The organism is Enterobacteriaceae bacterium ESL0689, from assembly GCA_029433525.1.
Taxonomy (GTDB): domain Bacteria; phylum Pseudomonadota; class Gammaproteobacteria; order Enterobacterales; family Enterobacteriaceae; genus JAQTIF01.
Genome location: JAQTIF010000002.1, coordinates 439,694 through 457,299, shown reverse-complemented (window position 1 = coordinate 457,299; position 17,606 = coordinate 439,694). Strand labels below are relative to the sequence as shown.

General features: G+C 50.2%; 15 protein-coding genes and 2 tRNA genes. 8 read left to right on the top strand and 9 right to left on the bottom strand.

Annotated features, from left to right (window positions below):
- The first annotated feature begins 1 nt into the window (after position 1).
- Complete coding sequence (cobD, locus tag PT300_13985) at positions 2–1,117, top strand: threonine-phosphate decarboxylase CobD (GenBank protein MDF7681633.1); 1,116 nt, start codon at positions 2–4, stop codon at positions 1,115–1,117.
- Between the two features lie 25 nt (positions 1,118–1,142).
- Positions 1,143–1,886: an adenosylcobinamide-GDP ribazoletransferase gene (cobS, locus tag PT300_13980; GenBank protein MDF7681632.1), complete on the top strand. Its 744-nt coding sequence runs from the start codon at positions 1,143–1,145 to the stop codon at positions 1,884–1,886.
- Positions 1,887–1,914: 28 nt separating this feature from the next.
- On the opposite strand, the gene PT300_13975 is transcribed toward cobS, so the two are convergent.
- Positions 1,915–1,991: transfer RNA gene (locus PT300_13975), tRNA-Met, on the bottom strand.
- Between the two features lie 45 nt (positions 1,992–2,036).
- Positions 2,037–2,113, bottom strand: a tRNA-Met gene (locus PT300_13970).
- Between the two features lie 225 nt (positions 2,114–2,338).
- Between PT300_13970 and mltA the strand changes: the two genes are divergently transcribed.
- Complete coding sequence (gene mltA, locus PT300_13965) at positions 2,339–3,436, top strand: murein transglycosylase A (protein ID MDF7681631.1); 1,098 nt, start codon at positions 2,339–2,341, stop codon at positions 3,434–3,436.
- 21 nt (positions 3,437–3,457) lie between these two features.
- Positions 3,458–4,276 (top strand): tRNA cyclic N6-threonylcarbamoyladenosine(37) synthase TcdA, encoded by an 819-nt coding sequence (gene tcdA, locus PT300_13960; protein MDF7681630.1) that lies wholly within the window; start codon positions 3,458–3,460, stop codon positions 4,274–4,276.
- Positions 4,277–4,282: 6 nt separating this feature from the next.
- On the opposite strand, the gene csdE is transcribed toward tcdA, so the two are convergent.
- The 3 genes from csdE to PT300_13945 all read right to left on the bottom strand — a co-directional run bounded on the left by csdE (position 4,283) and on the right by PT300_13945 (position 7,707).
- Complete coding sequence (gene csdE, locus PT300_13955; protein MDF7681629.1) at positions 4,283–4,723, bottom strand: cysteine desulfurase sulfur acceptor subunit CsdE; 441 nt, start codon at positions 4,721–4,723, stop codon at positions 4,283–4,285.
- Entirely contained in the window at positions 4,720–5,928 is a 1,209-nt protein-coding gene (gene csdA / locus PT300_13950) for a cysteine desulfurase CsdA (protein MDF7681628.1), read from the bottom strand. Before csdA ends, csdE begins: the two co-directional genes overlap by 4 nt.
- A gap of 204 nt (positions 5,929–6,132) precedes the next feature.
- Positions 6,133–7,707 (bottom strand): methyl-accepting chemotaxis protein, encoded by a 1,575-nt coding sequence (locus tag PT300_13945; protein MDF7681627.1) that lies wholly within the window; start codon positions 7,705–7,707, stop codon positions 6,133–6,135.
- A gap of 602 nt (positions 7,708–8,309) precedes the next feature.
- Here PT300_13945 and PT300_13940 point away from each other — a divergent pair.
- The 3 genes from PT300_13940 to rlmM are packed head-to-tail and all read left to right on the top strand — an operon-like array spanning position 8,310 to position 10,735.
- Positions 8,310–9,227 carry a transcriptional regulator GcvA gene (locus PT300_13940; protein ID MDF7681626.1) on the top strand — a complete coding sequence of 306 codons (918 nt, stop codon included), beginning with the start codon at positions 8,310–8,312 and terminating at the stop codon, positions 9,225–9,227.
- A gap of 19 nt (positions 9,228–9,246) precedes the next feature.
- The gene (locus PT300_13935) at positions 9,247–9,642 is read left to right on the top strand and encodes a DUF423 domain-containing protein (GenBank protein MDF7681625.1); all 396 of its coding nucleotides are present in this window, start codon (positions 9,247–9,249) and stop codon (positions 9,640–9,642) included.
- Positions 9,635–10,735 (top strand): 23S rRNA (cytidine(2498)-2'-O)-methyltransferase RlmM, encoded by a 1,101-nt coding sequence (gene rlmM / locus PT300_13930; protein ID MDF7681624.1) that lies wholly within the window; start codon positions 9,635–9,637, stop codon positions 10,733–10,735. Before PT300_13935 ends, rlmM begins: the two co-directional genes overlap by 8 nt.
- A 108-nt stretch (positions 10,736–10,843) precedes the next feature.
- On the opposite strand, the gene PT300_13925 is transcribed toward rlmM, so the two are convergent.
- From PT300_13925 to queF, 4 genes are all read right to left on the bottom strand, one after another.
- Positions 10,844–12,208 carry an L-serine ammonia-lyase gene (locus PT300_13925; GenBank protein ID MDF7681623.1) on the bottom strand — a complete coding sequence of 455 codons (1,365 nt, stop codon included), beginning with the start codon at positions 12,206–12,208 and terminating at the stop codon, positions 10,844–10,846.
- A 52-nt stretch (positions 12,209–12,260) separates the two neighbouring features.
- Positions 12,261–13,550 (bottom strand): HAAAP family serine/threonine permease, encoded by a 1,290-nt coding sequence (locus tag PT300_13920; protein ID MDF7681622.1) that lies wholly within the window; start codon positions 13,548–13,550, stop codon positions 12,261–12,263.
- Between the two features lie 306 nt (positions 13,551–13,856).
- Positions 13,857–15,224 carry a nucleotide 5'-monophosphate nucleosidase PpnN gene (ppnN, locus tag PT300_13915; GenBank protein MDF7681621.1) on the bottom strand — a complete coding sequence of 456 codons (1,368 nt, stop codon included), beginning with the start codon at positions 15,222–15,224 and terminating at the stop codon, positions 13,857–13,859.
- A 146-nt stretch (positions 15,225–15,370) separates the two neighbouring features.
- Complete coding sequence (gene queF, locus PT300_13910) at positions 15,371–16,216, bottom strand: NADPH-dependent 7-cyano-7-deazaguanine reductase QueF (GenBank protein MDF7681620.1); 846 nt, start codon at positions 16,214–16,216, stop codon at positions 15,371–15,373.
- A gap of 68 nt (positions 16,217–16,284) precedes the next feature.
- Here queF and syd point away from each other — a divergent pair, with 68 nt between their 5' ends.
- A complete protein-coding gene (gene syd / locus PT300_13905) occupies positions 16,285–16,833 on the top strand; it encodes a SecY-interacting protein (GenBank protein ID MDF7681619.1) in 549 nt (182 codons plus the stop codon).
- The last annotated feature ends 773 nt before the right edge of the window (positions 16,834–17,606 follow it).

Genomic DNA, 17,606 nt, shown 5'->3' with positions numbered 1-17,606 from the left:
CATGACGTTACTGAAGAGTACTCATGGTGGCAATATTGATGAGGCTGCCGCAATCCTCGGTATTCCGCCACAACAATTAGTCGATTTCAGCGCCAATATTAACCCACTGGGAATGCCAGCAGGTCTGAAACAGGCACTGGCAGATAATCTGCAACGGGCGCAATGTTATCCTGATATCGAATACCGGCGGTTACATGCCACGCTGGCGGCGCATCATCATATTCCCGTTTCATGGCTTCTGGCCGGTAACGGTGAAACAGAATCTATTTTCACCCTCGTTAATGGCCTGAAACCCCGGCGGGCGATGCTCGTGATCCCGGGGTTTGCTGAATACCGTCGGGCGTTGCAGAGAGCCGATTGCACGATTGTTGAGTTTGCGCTGCGTGAAGAGGATGGCTGGCAACTGACAGACACGATCCTCGCGGCGCTGACGCCTGATCTCGATTGCCTGTTTCTTTGTACGCCGAATAACCCGACTGGCCTGCTGCCGGAGCGCCATTTACTGGAGGCCATTGCGCTGCGCTGCCGGGAGGCCGGGATTGCGCTGATTATTGATGAGGCATTTCTTGATTTTCTCTCTGATCAGCCTGGCTTTATCCCGCTATTAGCGCAATATCCCCATATCTGGGTGCTCCGTTCGCTAACTAAATTTTATGCGATCCCGGGGTTGCGCCTGGGTTATCTGGTTAATAGTGATCCGCAGGCGATCGCCCGCCTGCGTGAGCAACAAATGCCCTGGTCGATTAATGCCTTTGCGGCCCTGGCTGGGGAGATGGTGCTGGATGATAAAACCTATCAGCAGACAACATGGCAATGGCTGGCCGATGAGGGCGCGCGTTTTTATCAGGCGCTCAGTCAGTTTTCCGGCTTGACAGTTTATCCAGGGTGCGCAAACTATCTTTTTTTACGTTGTGACTGGCCTGGGATTGATTTACAACAGGTTTTGCTGGCACACCATATTTTGATTCGTAGTTGCGCTAATTATCCCGGGCTCCGTAGCGGCTATTTTCGTGTCGCGATTCGCAGCCGGGAAGAAAATCAGCACCTTATTATGGCACTGAGGGCGGTTGTGGCAGATGAAACGGTTCGTCACACTCCGCTCTCTCCTGATGCCTGATAACGGGGCAGGGAAACAGCTTGAAATGATCACACTATTCTGGGCAACACTCTCTTTTATCAGTCGGCTACCAGTACCTGAACGCTGGTATCAGGGATTACCTTTCGATCAGTATGGTCGGGGAATTATTACTTTTCCTTTCATTGGCGCATTGCTGGGTGCTCTCGCCGGGCTGGTTTTTCTTGCCGTGCAGGGCTGGTGTGGTATTCCGCTTGCCGCGCTGTTTTACCTGATAGCGCTGGCCTTGCTGACCGGGGGCTTTCATCTTGATGGTCTCGCCGATACCTGTGATGGTGTGTTTTCCGCGCGTCGTCGTGAGCGGATGCTGGAAATTATGCGTGATAGTCGCCTTGGGACGCACGGCGGACTGGCGCTGATTTTTGTCCTGCTGGCCAAGCTATTGACCATCAGCGAACTGGCATTACGTGATATGCCGATGTTGCCGCTGCTGGCTGCCGCTTGTGCCGCCGGACGCGGTGCGGTGGTGCTGGTGATGTACCGACAGCGCTATGCGCGTGAAGAGGGGCTTGGCAATGTGTATATTGGCAAAGTGAATGGACATCAGGCCTGCATCACTATAGCGATAGCGGCGATACTGACACTGCTGCTATTACCGGGGCTACGTGGTCTGGTGGCATTACTCGTCACGATGGTGATCGTTTTTCTGTTTGGGCAATGGCTGAAGCGAACTCTGGGTGGCCAAACCGGTGATACCCTCGGGGCGACAATAGAGCTGGGAGAGCTGGTTTTTATGCTGGCTTTGTTGTGAAGAGAAACGGCTGGGATGAGTCTGATATTGGTTGCGGAGGCCGGATTTGAACCGACGACCTTCGGGTTATGAGCCCGACGAGCTACCAGGCTGCTCCACCCCGCGTCCGTCTTTCACTGTGCAGTGAATCTATCATCAATCAAACTAAACTGGTTGCGGGGGCCGGATTTGAACCGACGACCTTCGGGTTATGAGCCCGACGAGCTACCAGGCTGCTCCACCCCGCGTCCGTGGCTGCGTACTATACACTGTTAGTATTTTGATGCAACCGTTTTTCTGCGAAATGATTAAATTAATAAGCGATATAGCACTCAGACGTACATAGTCGATTTTTTTTGCCCAAATTGCCTTTATCATAGTGATATGGTAGCTGTCGGAAAGCGGCTGACGGATTTGCTATCTTTCTTATTACCTTCTGCCGGTCTGGCAGGTTGCTATAAAAACGAGATGCTATGAAGGGATGTTGGATAAAACCGGTTGTTAGCGGGATGTTGTTACTGTTGCTGGCGGCCTGTACACCGAAATCGGGCCACCGTGATCAGCAATATGATGAAGACAGTTTTAATCAGTTGTTGTCACTGGTGAACAATCCGAATGCCATCGGTTCACCGATTAACGCTGGTGACTTCTCTGAACAGATCAGACAGATTCACCAGGCTTCGCCGCGACTGTATAGCAGCCAGAGTACGCTTTATGATGCCCTTCAGCGCTGGTTGCGGGCTGGGGGCGATACCCGCACACTACGACAATTCGGCATTGATGCCTGGCAAATGCAGGGCATGGATAATTATGGCAATGTCCAGTTTACCGGTTACTATACCCCGGTAGTACAAGCGCGTTATACCCGCCAGGGTGCCTTCCGTTATCCGATATATCGCCTGCCACCGAAACGCGGAAAATTGCCAAGTCGTGCCCGTATTTATGCCGGTGCATTGAGTGATGCCTATGTGCTGGCTTACAGCAATTCGCTGATGGATAACTTCATTATGGATGTGCAGGGCAGTGGCTATATTGATTTTGGCGATGGTTCGCCGCTCAATTTTTTCAGCTATGCCGGAAAGAATGGCTGGCCCTACCGCAGTATTGGTAAAGCCCTGATTGATCGTGGTGAAATAAAAAAAGAAAATATGTCGATGCAGGCGATCCGCCAGTGGGGTGAGAGACACAGCGAGGCAGAAGTGCGGGCATTGCTTGAGCAAAACCCGTCATTTGTCTTTTTTAAGCCACAATCCTTCGCGCCGGTAAAGGGAGCCAGTGCCGTGCCGTTGATTGATCGCGCGTCAGTGGCCTCGGATCGCAGTATTGTTTCGCCAGGCACCGCGTTACTGGCAGAGATCCCCCTGCTGGATAGTCAGGGCCGATTCACCGGTCAATATGAGCTACGATTAATGGTCGCGCTGGATGTCGGCGGGGCTATTCAGGGGCACCATTTTGATATTTATCAGGGGGTGGGGGAGGAAGCAGGACAACGGGCGGGATGGTATAACCACTATGGTCGTGTCTGGCTACTGAAAGATGCGCTGGTCGGCGGCGGGATGTTTAGCAATTAAAAGAAGGTGTTGTAGATAAATATGGCTGTGGTGATTAATGAAGCCTGGCGTCAGCGTTTTGGTGGTACGGCACGATTATATGGCGAACAAGCACTGCAATGTTTTGCAGATGCGCATGTTTGTGTGATCGGGATCGGCGGTGTCGGGAGCTGGGCCGCCGAAGCGCTGGCCAGAACCGGAATTGGCGCCATAACGCTGATCGATATGGACGATGTCTGTATTACCAACACAAACCGGCAAATCCATGCCCTGAGCGGAAATATCGGCCAGGTAAAAGCCGAAGTGATGGCACAACGTATTCAGCTGATTAACCCGCAATGCCAGGTGACGGTGATTGATGATTTTATCACCGCAGAGAATGTGGCCGGATATCTGGCGGCTGGCTTTGATTATGTGATTGATGCCATTGATAGCGTGCGTCCGAAAGCGGCACTTATCGCCTGGTGCCGACGCCATAAGATACCCCTGATAACCACTGGTGGGGCAGGGGGACAGGTTGATCCGACCCGGATTCAGGTCACTGATCTGGCGAAAACCATTCAGGATCCGCTGGCGGCGAAATTGCGTGAAAGACTGAAAAGTCAGTATGGTATCGTCAAAAACAGCAAAGGTAAGCTGGGGGTGGATTGCGTTTTTTCCACTGAAGCGCTGGTTTACCCGCAAGCCGATGGTCGTGTTTGTGCCATGAAACGCAGCGCTGAAGGGGCAAAACGGATGGATTGTGCCTCAGGTTTTGGTGCCGCAACAATGGTGACAGCGACCTTCGGTTTTGTCGCTGTTTCTCATGTATTGAAGAAAATGCTGGCAAAAGCACAACGCCAGCGACAGTCATTCGCATGAAAACACTCATACCGCGCTGGCAGCAGCGCGCACGGCATCACACAGTGCGGCAAGCCCCTGATTGCGTGATGCGCTCAACGGCTCACTGAGTCCCAGTTCGGCAAATAGTGCCAGCGGATCAGTGGCCAGCAATTCAGCGGCACTTTTCCCTTCGATTGCAGTCAGCAGGACGGCCAGCAGACCGCGTACTATTCGCCCTTCACTGTCAGCAAAAAAATGCATTTTCCCTGCACTGAGGGTCGAACCGAGCCAGACCCGGTTTTCACAGCCGCTTATTTCGTGACTTGCCGCCTTTTGCGCCGTGGTTAATGGTGGCAGTTGTTTGCTTAATAAAATCAGTTGCCGGTATTTGTCTTGCCACTGATGTAACGGGGCAAAAGTCTGGCGCAATGTTTCGGTGGTGATGGTGGTGCCAAATGGATGGCAGGGCAGCGGGGCAGTTGTCATAAATCTCCCAGTATTTCCAGTGCGCAATCAACGGCGTAAACCAGCGCATCAACATCATCCTGTGTATTATAGGGGGCAAATGAGGCGCGCAGGAGATTATTCACACCCAGTGCCGCCAGCAATGGTTGAGCGCAATGTTGCCCGGCTCGCAGGGCGATGCCAGACTCGGCCAGCAGCGTGGCCATATCACTGGCATGTATACCGGTAAAATCAAAGGCCAGCAGGCTGGATTGCTGGCAGCGGAAAGAGCGAAAGCCCGGACGTTGTGCCAGCGCCAGTTCCGCCTGGCTAGCCAGCTGGCAACTCCACGCTTCCGCCTGCACGAGATCGATCTCTGTCAGCCAGGCGAGCGCCGCCTCAAGCCCAATAACACCCGCGATATCGGGTGTTCCCCCTTCCAGACGGTACGGTACCGGTTGGGTACGAAAACCATCAAAACTGACCTCGCTGACCATTTTGCCGCCGCCCAGCCACGATGGCATCTCCTCCAGCAGCTCACTTTTACCATACAGTGCGCCGGTTCCCGTCGGGCCATATAACTTATGGCCTGAGAAGGCGTAAAAGTCGATATCCATTTTTTGTACGTCAGCGGGCGCGTGGACGATACCCTGGGCCCCGTCGACCATCACGACCATCCCAGCCTGATGAGCATAATCGATAGCCTTTGTCAGATCAGGACAGCCGCCGGTCACGTTCGACATCTGACTGATAGCCAGCAGCCGACTACGAGGGGTGATGAGCGCAGGCAGGCGTGCTATATCCGGCAGTCGATCGAAACCGACAGGCAGCTTGATAACCTTTGCTCCCGTCTGTTCGGCAACCATCAGCCAGGGAATAAGATTGGCGTGATGTTCAGCCTCACTGACGATAATTTCATCGCTTGGTTTCAGGCGCGGACGCAGATAACTTTGCGCCACCATATTAATCGCCTCTGTCGTACCGTGCGTCCAGACGATATTTTGCCAGCCAGGGGCGTTGAGCAGTGCCGCCACACGTTCACGCGCCGCTTCATAGCGCCCGGTAAGCTGGCGGGCGGCGGCAAACTGGCTGCGGTGCACATTACCCACACTGTGGCGATAAAACTGGTCGCTGGCGGTGATCACCGCCTGTGGTTTTAGGGTGGTCGCGGCACTATCAAGATAGACACCCGTATCGGCGAGTGCCGGAAACTGACGACGAAACTGCTCAGGATGGAATGAACGCATAGAACCCCTCATTATCATGCGCTGATCGTCGCGCAATTTATCTTTGGGGGCAAGGATGGCGGGAGAATATGTTGGCCTTGTGGCCTGCTTTTGTTCTCTGGTGCTTATTTTTAAGGTATTACAGCTGGTGGCTGTGATTGTTATTCAGGGCGAGGGTTAAAACAGCCAGGCCGCAGAACCTGGCTGTTTTGATGGCAGTGTCATTTACTGGATAGCGAATTTTGCTACGGCTTGCGTCAGACAGTTGACCTGGTTTTCTAACTCCAGCGCCGCAGAAGTTGACTTATTGGCTAAGGCATTATTCTGCTGTGTCACACCATCCATGGTGGTAATGGCGATGCCAATTTGCTCAATGCCCCGACTCTGCTCATCGGAAGCGGCTGCAATTTCAATCATCAGTGCAGTAACCTGCTCAACCGCGTTGACAATTTCATTCATCGTATCCCCGGCCGCGGTCGCCAGTGTCGAGCCGGTTTTAACTTTATCACTCGAATCATCGATCAATGTTTTGATCTCTTTTGCTGCTTTGGCGCTGCTCAATGCCAGACGGCGGACTTCATTCGCGACGACGGCAAATCCGCGCCCTTGTGTACCGGCACGCGCCGCCTCAACTGCCGCATTGATTGACAGGATATTAGTCTGAAAAGCGATGCCATCGATCACTTTGGTAATATCATTAATTTTCTGGGAACTATCGGTGATATCACCGATGGTGTGCACCATGCTATCAACCGCTTTACTGCCACGTTTCGCGATTTCAGAGGCATTAATCACCACCTGACGCGCCTGGGCGGCATTATCGGCATTCTGTTTTACCGTGGTTGTCAGCTCGGACATACTGGCTGCCGTTTCTTCCAGTGAAGCGGCCTGTTGCTCGGTACGAGCAGAAAGATCCTGACTTCCGGTAGAGATGTGACTGGCACCATTCATCACTTCATCCGCGCTGTTACGAACATTTGATACCATTTGGATGAGTTCATTTTGCATATGAAGCAGGATAGTGGCTAGCTGTCTGACTTCATAAAAACCACTGAGTTCAATATGGGTTGACAGATTACCCGCAGCAATTTGCTGGATACTATTAATGGTTTTGGTGAGCGGGATCAGTAAGGCGTTACGTAAACCTATCCAGACTATGATAATCAACAACAGAACAATAATCAGAAAGATAGTCTGCATCCAAAACGCGATATTTTCTGCATTGTTAGCGTCATATTCAGCAATTTTGAATTCATTCGCGATTCTTTCGATATATTCATTATAGGCGGTATCAAAAGCATCCTGAAAAGCCTGGGTAGGCTGTTTATTTGCGGTGTCGATATCGTTTTGTTGCAGCGAATGAATTAAATCCTGGAGTGCATCGTGGAAAGCAGAATAACTGTCATTTAATTTGTCCTGTTTACCATGAATGTTAACTGAATAATATTTCATACTTTTTTGGATTGATGCCGTATAGTTTTTCCAGTGACGTTCCGCTTTCTGTAAGGCAGTGCTTGCATCAGTCAGTAATTTACCGCTGTCAAGATGTGTGCTACCCCCTTGTTCTTTACTGACCAGATGTTGTATGGCAGATACCCCGATAATCGAACGTGTTTTCAGCAATTCGATCCAGACGCTATTTAACTCAGAATGTTCATTATGAAAAGTGCGTAATTCAGATAATCTTTCTTTCTCTACATCAAGAGACCGAAAAAAAAGACCACCTGAAACGATTTGTACAAGACCAAAAAGAGATAATATCATCATTAAAATAGTTATGATTTTCAAGCGGCTTAACATTCCATGCTTCCTATGGGCTGAAGTAGTCAATAATGTGTGTGAGCAGTGACGAAATTACCAAATAATGATATAAGTCCATGATGATTTAACGAAATATGTTATCGGCGTCATTTAGAAGATTTTTAATTGAATATAACAATCAAAATTTGTTAATCGATCGTTTTTATCATTTAAATAATGGCGATATTTAAACGATTTAATATAATATGTGCACCTTTAGTGCATTGAGAAATATGATCTTCTTAGCGCCCGGCGCGCAAAAACGGGCCCAGCGTGGGATAAAAAAAAGCACCGCAGTAGCGGTGCAACATAAAATCACTATGGACAGACAGGGAATGAATAAAATAGTAGCTAAACTACTGTGGTCGACAAATGCAGACCAAATTGCAAACACAACAACACAACATCACAACCATTAGCCAAAGACTTGCTGAAACACGCATTCCAGAAAGTGCTCTGTTTTGGCTCAGGAAGTGGCGCTACTATAGGTATTCACTGGTATAACCACAACAGACAAATTATAATGATTCGGATAAAAAAAACTAATGGATAAAACCTGTGTTTTTTTATTCATTTCAGTTAACACCCAGGTCAGAGAATTCATGTCAAAGCGATTACCGCCGTTGAATGCATTACGTGTTTTTGACGCTGCAGCCCGTCATCTTAGTTTCACCCGTGCTGCTGAGGAGCTTTTTGTCACACAAGCGGCGGTCAGCCATCAAATCAAATCGCTGGAGAGCTTTCTGGGACTGAAACTGTTTCGCCGCCGCAATCGTTCTCTGTTGCTCACCGAAGAGGGGCAGGGCTATTTCCAGGAGATCAAAGAGATCTTTTCACAGCTGGCTGAAGCGACAGATAAACTCCAGGCTCGTAGCGCTAAAGGCGCTCTGACGGTGAGTTTATTACCGAGTTTTGCCATCCAGTGGCTGGTGCCACGGCTGGCCAGTTTTAATAGCGCTTTTCCGGGAATCGACGTCAGAATTCAGGCGGTCGATCGCCAGCAGGATAAACTGGCCGACGACGTCGATATCGCCATTTTCTATGGCCGCGGTAACTGGCCAGGACTACGGGTTGAAAAACTGTATGCCGAATATTTATTGCCAGTCTGCGCGCCAGCACTGTTAGGGGGTGATAATGGCTTAAAAACCCCGGAAGATCTGGCACAACATACGCTGTTACATGATATTTCACGGCGTGACTGGCAAACCTATATTCATCAGTTAGGGCTGGATACCATCAATGTGCAGCAAGGGCCGATTTTCAGCCACAGTGCGATGGTATTGCAGGCGGCGATCCACGGACAAGGTGTCGCGTTAGCCAATAATGTAATGTCGCTATCTGAAATTGAGGCCGGGCGACTGGTCTGCCCGTTTAATGATGTGCTGGTCAGTAAGAATGCATTTTATCTGGTTTGCCATGACAGCCAGGCTGAATCAGGTAAAATAGCCGCTTTTCGCCAGTGGATTATGGCGAAAGCGGCAGGCGAACAGGAAAAATTTCGTTGTCGTTATCAACAATAAAATCTGACAGGATAAACAAATGACCAGCCGTTTTATGATGATATTCACCGCACTCAGTGGTTTTATTTATGTTGCTCTCGGTGCGTTTGGCGCCCATGTACTCAGTCGATCACTGGGCACCGAGGACATGGCGTGGATCGATACCGGATTGCAGTACCAGGCTTTTCATACCCTGGCTATCTGGGGGCTGGCGATAACCATGCAACGCCGTGTCAGTATCTGGTTCTACTGGAGCAGTATCTTTCTGGCGCTGGGGACCGTTTTATTTAGCGGTAGCCTGTATTGTCTGGCGCTCTCTCATTTACGCCTGTGGGCATTCGTCACTCCGGTAGGGGGAACCTGCTTTCTGGTCGGTTGGCTGCTAATGTTAATGGGGGCTGTTCGCCTGAAGTCCAGGAACATTGCGCATGAATAAGGTAATTCTTTATTGCCGTCCCGGATTTGAAAAGGAGTGTGCCGCCGAAATCAGCGATAAAGCCTCCCGTCTTGAGGTGTTCGGTTTTGCGCGGGTCAAACCGGATAGTGGCTATATCATTTTTGAATGCTATCAGCCCACGGATGGCGACAAACTGATACGTGAGCTATCGTTTAGCTCGCTGATCTTTGCCCGCCAGATGTTTCTAGCGGGTGACTTGCTGCGTGATCTGCCGCCGGATGATCGTATCACGCCCATCGTCGCCCGATTGCAGGATCAGATAGAAAAAGCGGGAGATTTACGGGTAGAGGTTGCCGATACCAACGAAAGTAAAGCGCTGCTCAAGTTCTGTCGTAAACTGACCGTCCCGTTGCGTTCGGCATTGCGTGAAGCGGGGGTGCTGAGTGATTACGCTGCGCCGAAGCGTCCGGTGATCCATCTGTTTTTTGTCGCACCGGGCTGCTGTTACTGCGGTTATTCTTATAGCCATAACAATTCTCCCTTCTATATGGGGATCCCGCGACTGAAATTTCCGGCTGATGCCCCGAGTCGCTCGACCCTGAAACTGGAAGAGGCATTCCATGTCTTTATCCCGGCAGATGAATGGGATGAGCGGCTGGCAAATGGGATGTATTCCGTGGATCTCGGGGCCTGTCCTGGGGGCTGGAGCTATCAACTGGTCAAACGCAATATGTGGGTCACGGCGGTAGATAATGGCCCGATGGCACAGAGCCTGATCGACACCGGTCAGGTGATCTGGCGGCGTGAAGATGGTTTCCGCTATCGTCCCGAACGACAAAATATCTCCTGGATGGTGTGCGACATGGTGGAGAAACCGGCGAAAGTCGCGGCACTGATGGCGCAATGGCTGGTCAAGGGTTGGTGTCGGGAAACGATTTTCAACCTCAAACTGCCGATGAAAAAACGTTACGAGGAATTATCGCGTAATCTCGCTTTTATTCAGCAACAACTGGATGAGCATGGCGTCAACGCTCAGCTGCAGGCACGCCAGTTGTACCATGATCGTGAAGAGGTCACGGTACATGTGCGCCGCTTATGGGCCGCTGTCGGTGGGCGACGTGATCAACGTTAACACTTTGCGGATCGCATAGGAGCGGTAATCCGCTCTACGTCCTGGGTGATCGCCTATGACCTGGCGTGATACTGCGTTCATTGAGGCGGTATCACGCCATCAGGGTGCTTAATCGCAGGCGATAATTTTTAGTGCCAGACCACCGCGCGACGTTTCACGATATTTGGCGTTCATATCTTTGCCGGTTTCATACATGGCTTCGATCACCTTATCAAGACAGACACGGGGTTCGCTATCGCGGCGTAAGGCCATCCGTGCGGCATTGACCGCTTTAACCGCAGCGATGGCGTTGCGCTCGATACAGGGCACCTGAACCTGTCCGGCGACGGGATCGCAGGTAAGGCCAAGGTTATGCTCCATAGCAATTTCAGCCGCGATACACACCTGAACAGGATTGGCACCCAGCAATTCAGCCAGACCTGCTGCAGCCATCGAACAGGCAACCCCGACTTCCCCCTGGCAGCCCACCTCTGCACCCGAGATGGAAGCATTCATTTTATACAGTGAGCCGATAGCGCTGGTAGTCAGCAGGTAACGCGCCAGAGAATCGGCGTTAATTTTATCGATAAATTTATCATAATAGGCGAGGACTGCCGGTACGATGCCGCAGGCACCGTTGGTCGGCGCAGTCACCACACGACCCCCGGCGGCATTTTCTTCACTGACCGCCAGGGCAAACAGATTGATCCAGTCAACAACGGTCATCGGATCTTTATTGTAACTCTGGCTGACCAGCATCCGGTGTAAGGCTGGAGCCCGACGGGGGATGCGTAGCCTGCCGGGTAACACGCCTTCTGTCGCTATCCCATGTTCTATTGAGTGGATCATCACCGCATGGATCGCGGCAAAATAGTGTTCCAGCTCTTGCCGGCTATGTAGCGCCAGCTCATTTTTCATCATCAGGCCGGAAAGCGAAAGCCCGTGTTTGAGGCAGTGCCTTTGTAAATCCGCTGCACTTTTGTACGGATAAGGCACCTGGCCTGGAGCATCGTGACGCTGGCCAAAATGGTGTTCATCGACAATAAATCCGCCGCCGATAGAGTAGTAAGTCTGATGATAGAGGACGTTGTCACCGTTCAATGCGGTGAGGCGCATGCCATTTTCATGCCGTGGCAGGTTTTCACTGTGAAAATTGATACATTGATCAACCGGAAAGGCGATTTCCTGTTGACCATTGGCCAGCATAAGGCGTCCGTGGGTATTAACATCCTGAATAAATGCAGGGATAGTATCGATCTCTACGTTGTCAGGCAGATTTCCTGCCAGACCCATAATAATCGCGATATCGGTATGGTGTCCTTTCCCGGTCAGCGAAAGAGAGCCGTAAACATCAACAATAATTGTGGTGACTTCAGACAGTTGCTTGCGGGCGATCAGATCGTCGATAAACTGTTTGCCTGCTTTCATTGGGCCGACAGTGTGGGAGCTGGAAGGACCAATGCCAATTTTAAAAATATCAAATACGCTGATCATGATGCATCCAGTGTTATCGGGAAATACGCCACCGCTGGGTGGCGTAGTTACGTTAATTGAATAAAGAGTAGAAAATCGCGGAAATTGCTATCAGTCCGATGATCACAACAAAGATATTGCTGATCTTACCGTTGTATTGACGCATGGCCGGGATTTTATGGATGGCATACATAGGCATCAGGAACAGGATCATCGCGATAACCGGGCCACCAAGTGTTTCGATCATCCCGAGAATGCTTGGATTCCATGTGGCGACAGCCCAGGTGGTGAGCAGCATGAATAGCGCGGTGATTTTATTCAGTTTGCTGATTTCGATGCTTTTACCTTTACTACGCAGCGATTTGATTACGATACCATTAAAGCCTTCACGCGCTCCCAGATAGTGGCCGAGAAAAGATTTAGTGATGGCAATGATGGCAATGATCGGGGCCATCCAGGCGATAACGGGTGCATTAAAGTGGTTAGCCAGATAGGACAAAATAGAGATATTCTGTGCTTTTGCCGCAATCAGATCAGCAGGCGACAGGCTGAGTACGCAACTGAAGACGAAGAACATCACTGTCAGTACCATCATGACATGCGCACGGGCCAGAATACGGGAGCACTTTTTCTCCGCGCCATTACCATACTCTTCCCGCTTCGCCACGGCGAAGGATGAGATAATCGGGGAGTGATTAAAGGAGAATACCATTACCGGAATAGCCAGCCAGAGTGTCATCCACAGGCCGTGTCCGCTCGTGCTAGCACTGCTCAGGGAGAGCGTTGCCAGCGAACTGGTATTCCATTGTGGAATCAGATAGAACGCCAGAATCATCAGGGCGATAACGAACGGGAATACCAGAATACTCATGGCTTTAACAATCATCTGTTCGCCGAAACGGACAATGGTCATGATACCGATAATTAACACCAGCGAGAGGATGGCACGCGGCGGTGCTGTCATCTGCAGCTGATGGGTCATGAAGCTCTCAACAGTATTGGTGATGGCAACACTGTATACCAGCAGAATAGGATAAATAGCAAAAAAGTAGAGCAGGGTAATCAGTTTTCCTGCTCCGCTACCGAAGTGTTCTTCGACGACTTCGGTAATATCTTCGCCAGGTTGTTTGCCCGACAGGACAAAACGGGTCATGCCACGGTGGGCGAAAAAGGTCATCGGGAAAGCAAGGATCGCCATGATAATCAGGGGGATCATACCACCGACACCGGCGTTAATTGGCAGGAATAACACGCCTGCACCGATCGCTGTACCATACAGTCCTAGCATCCACATGGTATCGGTTTTTTGCCAGTCACTCTGGGTGGCTTCTGAAATGGGCATACTGACCTGAGTATTTTCCATCTTTATCTCCTGGAAAAAATAGCGGAAAGAGAATGATTAAGATCTAGCTTTCGACATTAAATGCTTTAAACTTATTAATTTAAGAAATTTTACACTAGAGATGGCGGCGAGAAGATATATTTATTGCTGGTGTGTATCAGTGATCGTGATCGCAATTGCGATAACATGTTATCGATATGGTTATTTTTGACACAATAATGTTAGCTTTTAACAATTGATGTTATTTTTCCATCGTGTCAGGGGAAGCGGACAGGAGAGACCATCCGGGTCAGGGATGATGATCCTGACCCGATGATAGCGTATTAATCAGGCGTGAATTTCATAGCACGGGACATAGGCGCTGCCGCCGGGGAGTTTCATTCGGTGCTGAGTGATAAAACTCTGCAGCAGCTCATCCATACGGTGCATGATTTGCGGATCGCCATGCAGTTTGTAAGCGCCGAATTTTTCGATAGCCTGAATGCCCACTTGTTTAACATTCCCCGCAACGATACCGGAGAACGCCCGACGCAGATCAGCGGCGAGGGTGGCAACGGGTTGATCCGGTGAGAGTTTGAGATTAGCCATGTTTTCATGAGACGGATTAAATGGCATCTGCAGCTCTGACGGGATGCGGATCGACCAGTTAAAGCTGTAAGCATCGCCGGTTTCCAGACGGCACTCTTTCACCAGCGGCATGGCTTTGCGCATTTGTCGTGCTACTTCTGCGGCATCACCGGTAATAATGCGGTAATGGTGGCGTGCTGATTCACCGAGCGTATGAACAATGAACTCATCCAGCACACGGAAGTAGTCAGCGCTTTCCTGTGGCCCGGTGAGGATCAGCGGCAAAACCTGAGATTGATTATTCGGGTGCATTAAAATGCCGAGCAGGTACAGCAACTCTTCCGCTGTGCCGACACCGCCAGGAAAGATGATAATACCGTGGGCGAGTCGGACAAAGGCTTCAAGCCGTTTTTCGATATCTGGCATGATTAACAGCTCGTTGACCAGCGGATTAGGCGGCTCAGCAGCAATGATCGAAGGCTCAGTGATACCAATAAAACGGCTGTCCTTATAACGTTGCTGGGCGTGACCCACTGCCGCCCCTTTCATCGGGGCTTCCATCGCACCGGGGCCACAGCCGGTACAAATATTCAGTTCACGCAGACCCAGTTGTGTACCGACGTGACGCGCGTACAGATATTCACTGGCATTAATTGAGTGACCGCCCCAGCAGACGATCAGATTCGGCTCCTCACCCACATGTAACGCCCGCGCGTTACGAAGGATCGAAAAGACCAGATTGGTGATATATACCGGGTTGTTGAGATCGGCTTCCGGGAACGCGACCGTATTGTGCAGTTGTCCGTAAACGAACAGAATATCGCGCAGCACGGCGAACAGGTTGGCTTGCAGAGAGCGGATAATCCGGCCATCAACGAACGCTTCCTCTGGCGGGTTGATAAGCTCCAGTTTGACGCCCCGCTCACGACGCAGCACATTAATATCGAAATTCTTAAAGCGCGACAGAAGCTCCTGACTGTTATCTGTCTGGCTGCCCGAGTTCAGTACCGCCAGGGAGCAATTACGGAAAAGCTGATAGATGTCACTACTGGCAGTACGTTTAAGCATGTCCACTTCCAGTTGAGACAACATATCCATTGAACCAAGTGGACTAACATGTGTAATCAAGTGACTCTCCTTACTCAATAATGGGGTTTCCTTAGCACCTGGTGGGCCAGGCTCTTAATGTTAACAATATGCTTGCCAGCAGCGCTTTTCACAACCTTCACAACCTCACTTTTGCGTAGTGATACGCAAAACATGAAAAATCCCGCTTACTGGCGTGCCAGACGTCCTGGTGGCGGCACAAAATGGGTATTACTACGCCAGGGATTGATATCCAGGCCGCCGCGACGGGTATAACGAGCATAGACAGATAGCAACTGTGGCTGGCAGAAATGCAGCAAATCATGAAAAATACGCTCGACGCACTGTTCGTGAAACTCATTGTGGTGGCGAAATGACACCAGATAGCGTAACAGCTTTTCACGATCGATTTTTGGCCCTTCATACTCGATTTGCACCGATCCCCAGTCGGGCTGGTGGGTGATAAGGCAGTTGGATTTTAGCAAGTGGCTGACTAATGTCTCATGGACTCGCTGATCACTTGTTGCATCCTGTAATAGACTGGCGTTAAAAGCGTATTGTGTAATGGTGATATCCTGATCATCGATACAAACTCCCGCGAGTGGGGATATGGGCTGACCTTCCAGTGCCTCGAGTCGCGAAAGGGAAACGCTGACTTCCCCTTGCACACAGGCGCTGATATCGCGCCTCAGCGTCGCCTGAACAGCCTGCCAGTTATCGAAACAGGTTTGATTGAAACTATTGAGATACAGCTTAAAACTCTTCGACTCCACCAGGTTGATACTGGAATCCTCAATTTCCACATGGCCGACGGCCACTTGTGGCACGCCTTTAGCGTTTAGCCATGACAGTTCATACAGGGTCCAGATATCCGCGCCATGAAAAGGCAGATTTCCCGCCTGCAAACCCAGCGGCTCACGATTGAGACAACGTGGCACGCCCTGCAACAGCGAAGGATCATAAGTATCACAGTAATTTGTTGATTTACCAAGTACCAGACCCGCCAGAGCCTGATGCTGATCATAAGAAGACATGTTTCACCGTTGTAAAGCAGGTACACTATCGGCTAAGTGTACCCTGTCTGTGACAAAGAGAGAAACCGGTGGATCGGCAAACGACAGTAGCATTACAAACATTTACCCGACGTTATTGCGCCGCCTGGCAGCAGCAGTGCGCCAGCCTGCCACGTAGCGAAGCACTGTATGACATCCCTTCGCCCTGTATCAGCACGGTAGAGGATCACGCCGTTTTCTGGCAACCACAATCCTTTACCTTACCGCCGAATCTCAGTGGTGTAGAACGGGCATTAGAGATTGTGATCCAGCCCGCCGTTCATCAGTACTATACGACGCAGTTTGCTGGTGATATGGCAGCACGCTTTGCCGATATCACCCTGACGCTCCTGCAAACCTGGAGCGACGACGATTTTCAGCGTTTACAGGCAAACTTAATCGGCCATCTGGTGATGCAAAAGCAGCGGAAATTGTCACCGACATTATTTATCGCCACGCTGGATGATGATGATCAGGCGGTCATTTCGGTCTGTAATCTGAATGGTGAGATTATTAAAGAGACACTCGGGCACAGTCATCGCAAGGTACTATCCCCTTCGCTGGCCAATTTTCTTGATCAGCTGGTTCCGGTGTTGTAATCCATATCGCCTGACCGATTGTGAGATATCTCTTACAGACACTGTAAGAGATTATCATTAATTAAGTCATATCTTATCGTTAGTTATTTTAAAAATATTATTTAATTCAGTATGTTATTTGTTTATTGATAAGATAAGCCTTAAGGGATTTTCTTAATGTGTCTTGTAAGATTATCAGGGAACAGTAACCTTATAAGCGTTGAACGGGAGTCGTGAATGACGAAGCGCACATCAGGATGATGATTCTTACGTCAGATAACCGGGAAACGTCGCAGGGAATGCTTTCAGGATGAAACGCCGGAGCGCGTACAGGGACACCTCCAGGAGGGAGAATGAGAGCCTTTCATGATGAAAGATGAATCAGGAAGATTCGGGATAAGCTTACGGAAAAGTTATTCCACATCGGAGTTGTGTGGAAGCAGGATGCATAAGTTTAAGGATAAACGCGGTCAGGAAGGGCCTCAGGAAAAGTTTTCATGGATGAGCAGGGAGCATACATGTAGCTGGATTGCTACAAAACGAACCGAGAGCACTGTATTTTACAGTGCTCTCTTTTTTTGTCTAAGCGTCTGACCCATCCGGCGTTATTGACGCAGCCAGCCTGGACACGGACAGCGCGCAGAAACCGCAGCGTATAGGTGTACGTGAGGATTTCAGGCACTGCCCAGGGCTAAAATGGTAAGTAAATAAGCCTGATGGGCCAGGCACTAAATGGAATGGCTTGTTTATCGCTCTTAACTATAATTATCCTGTCCCCATTTGATAAACGGAGT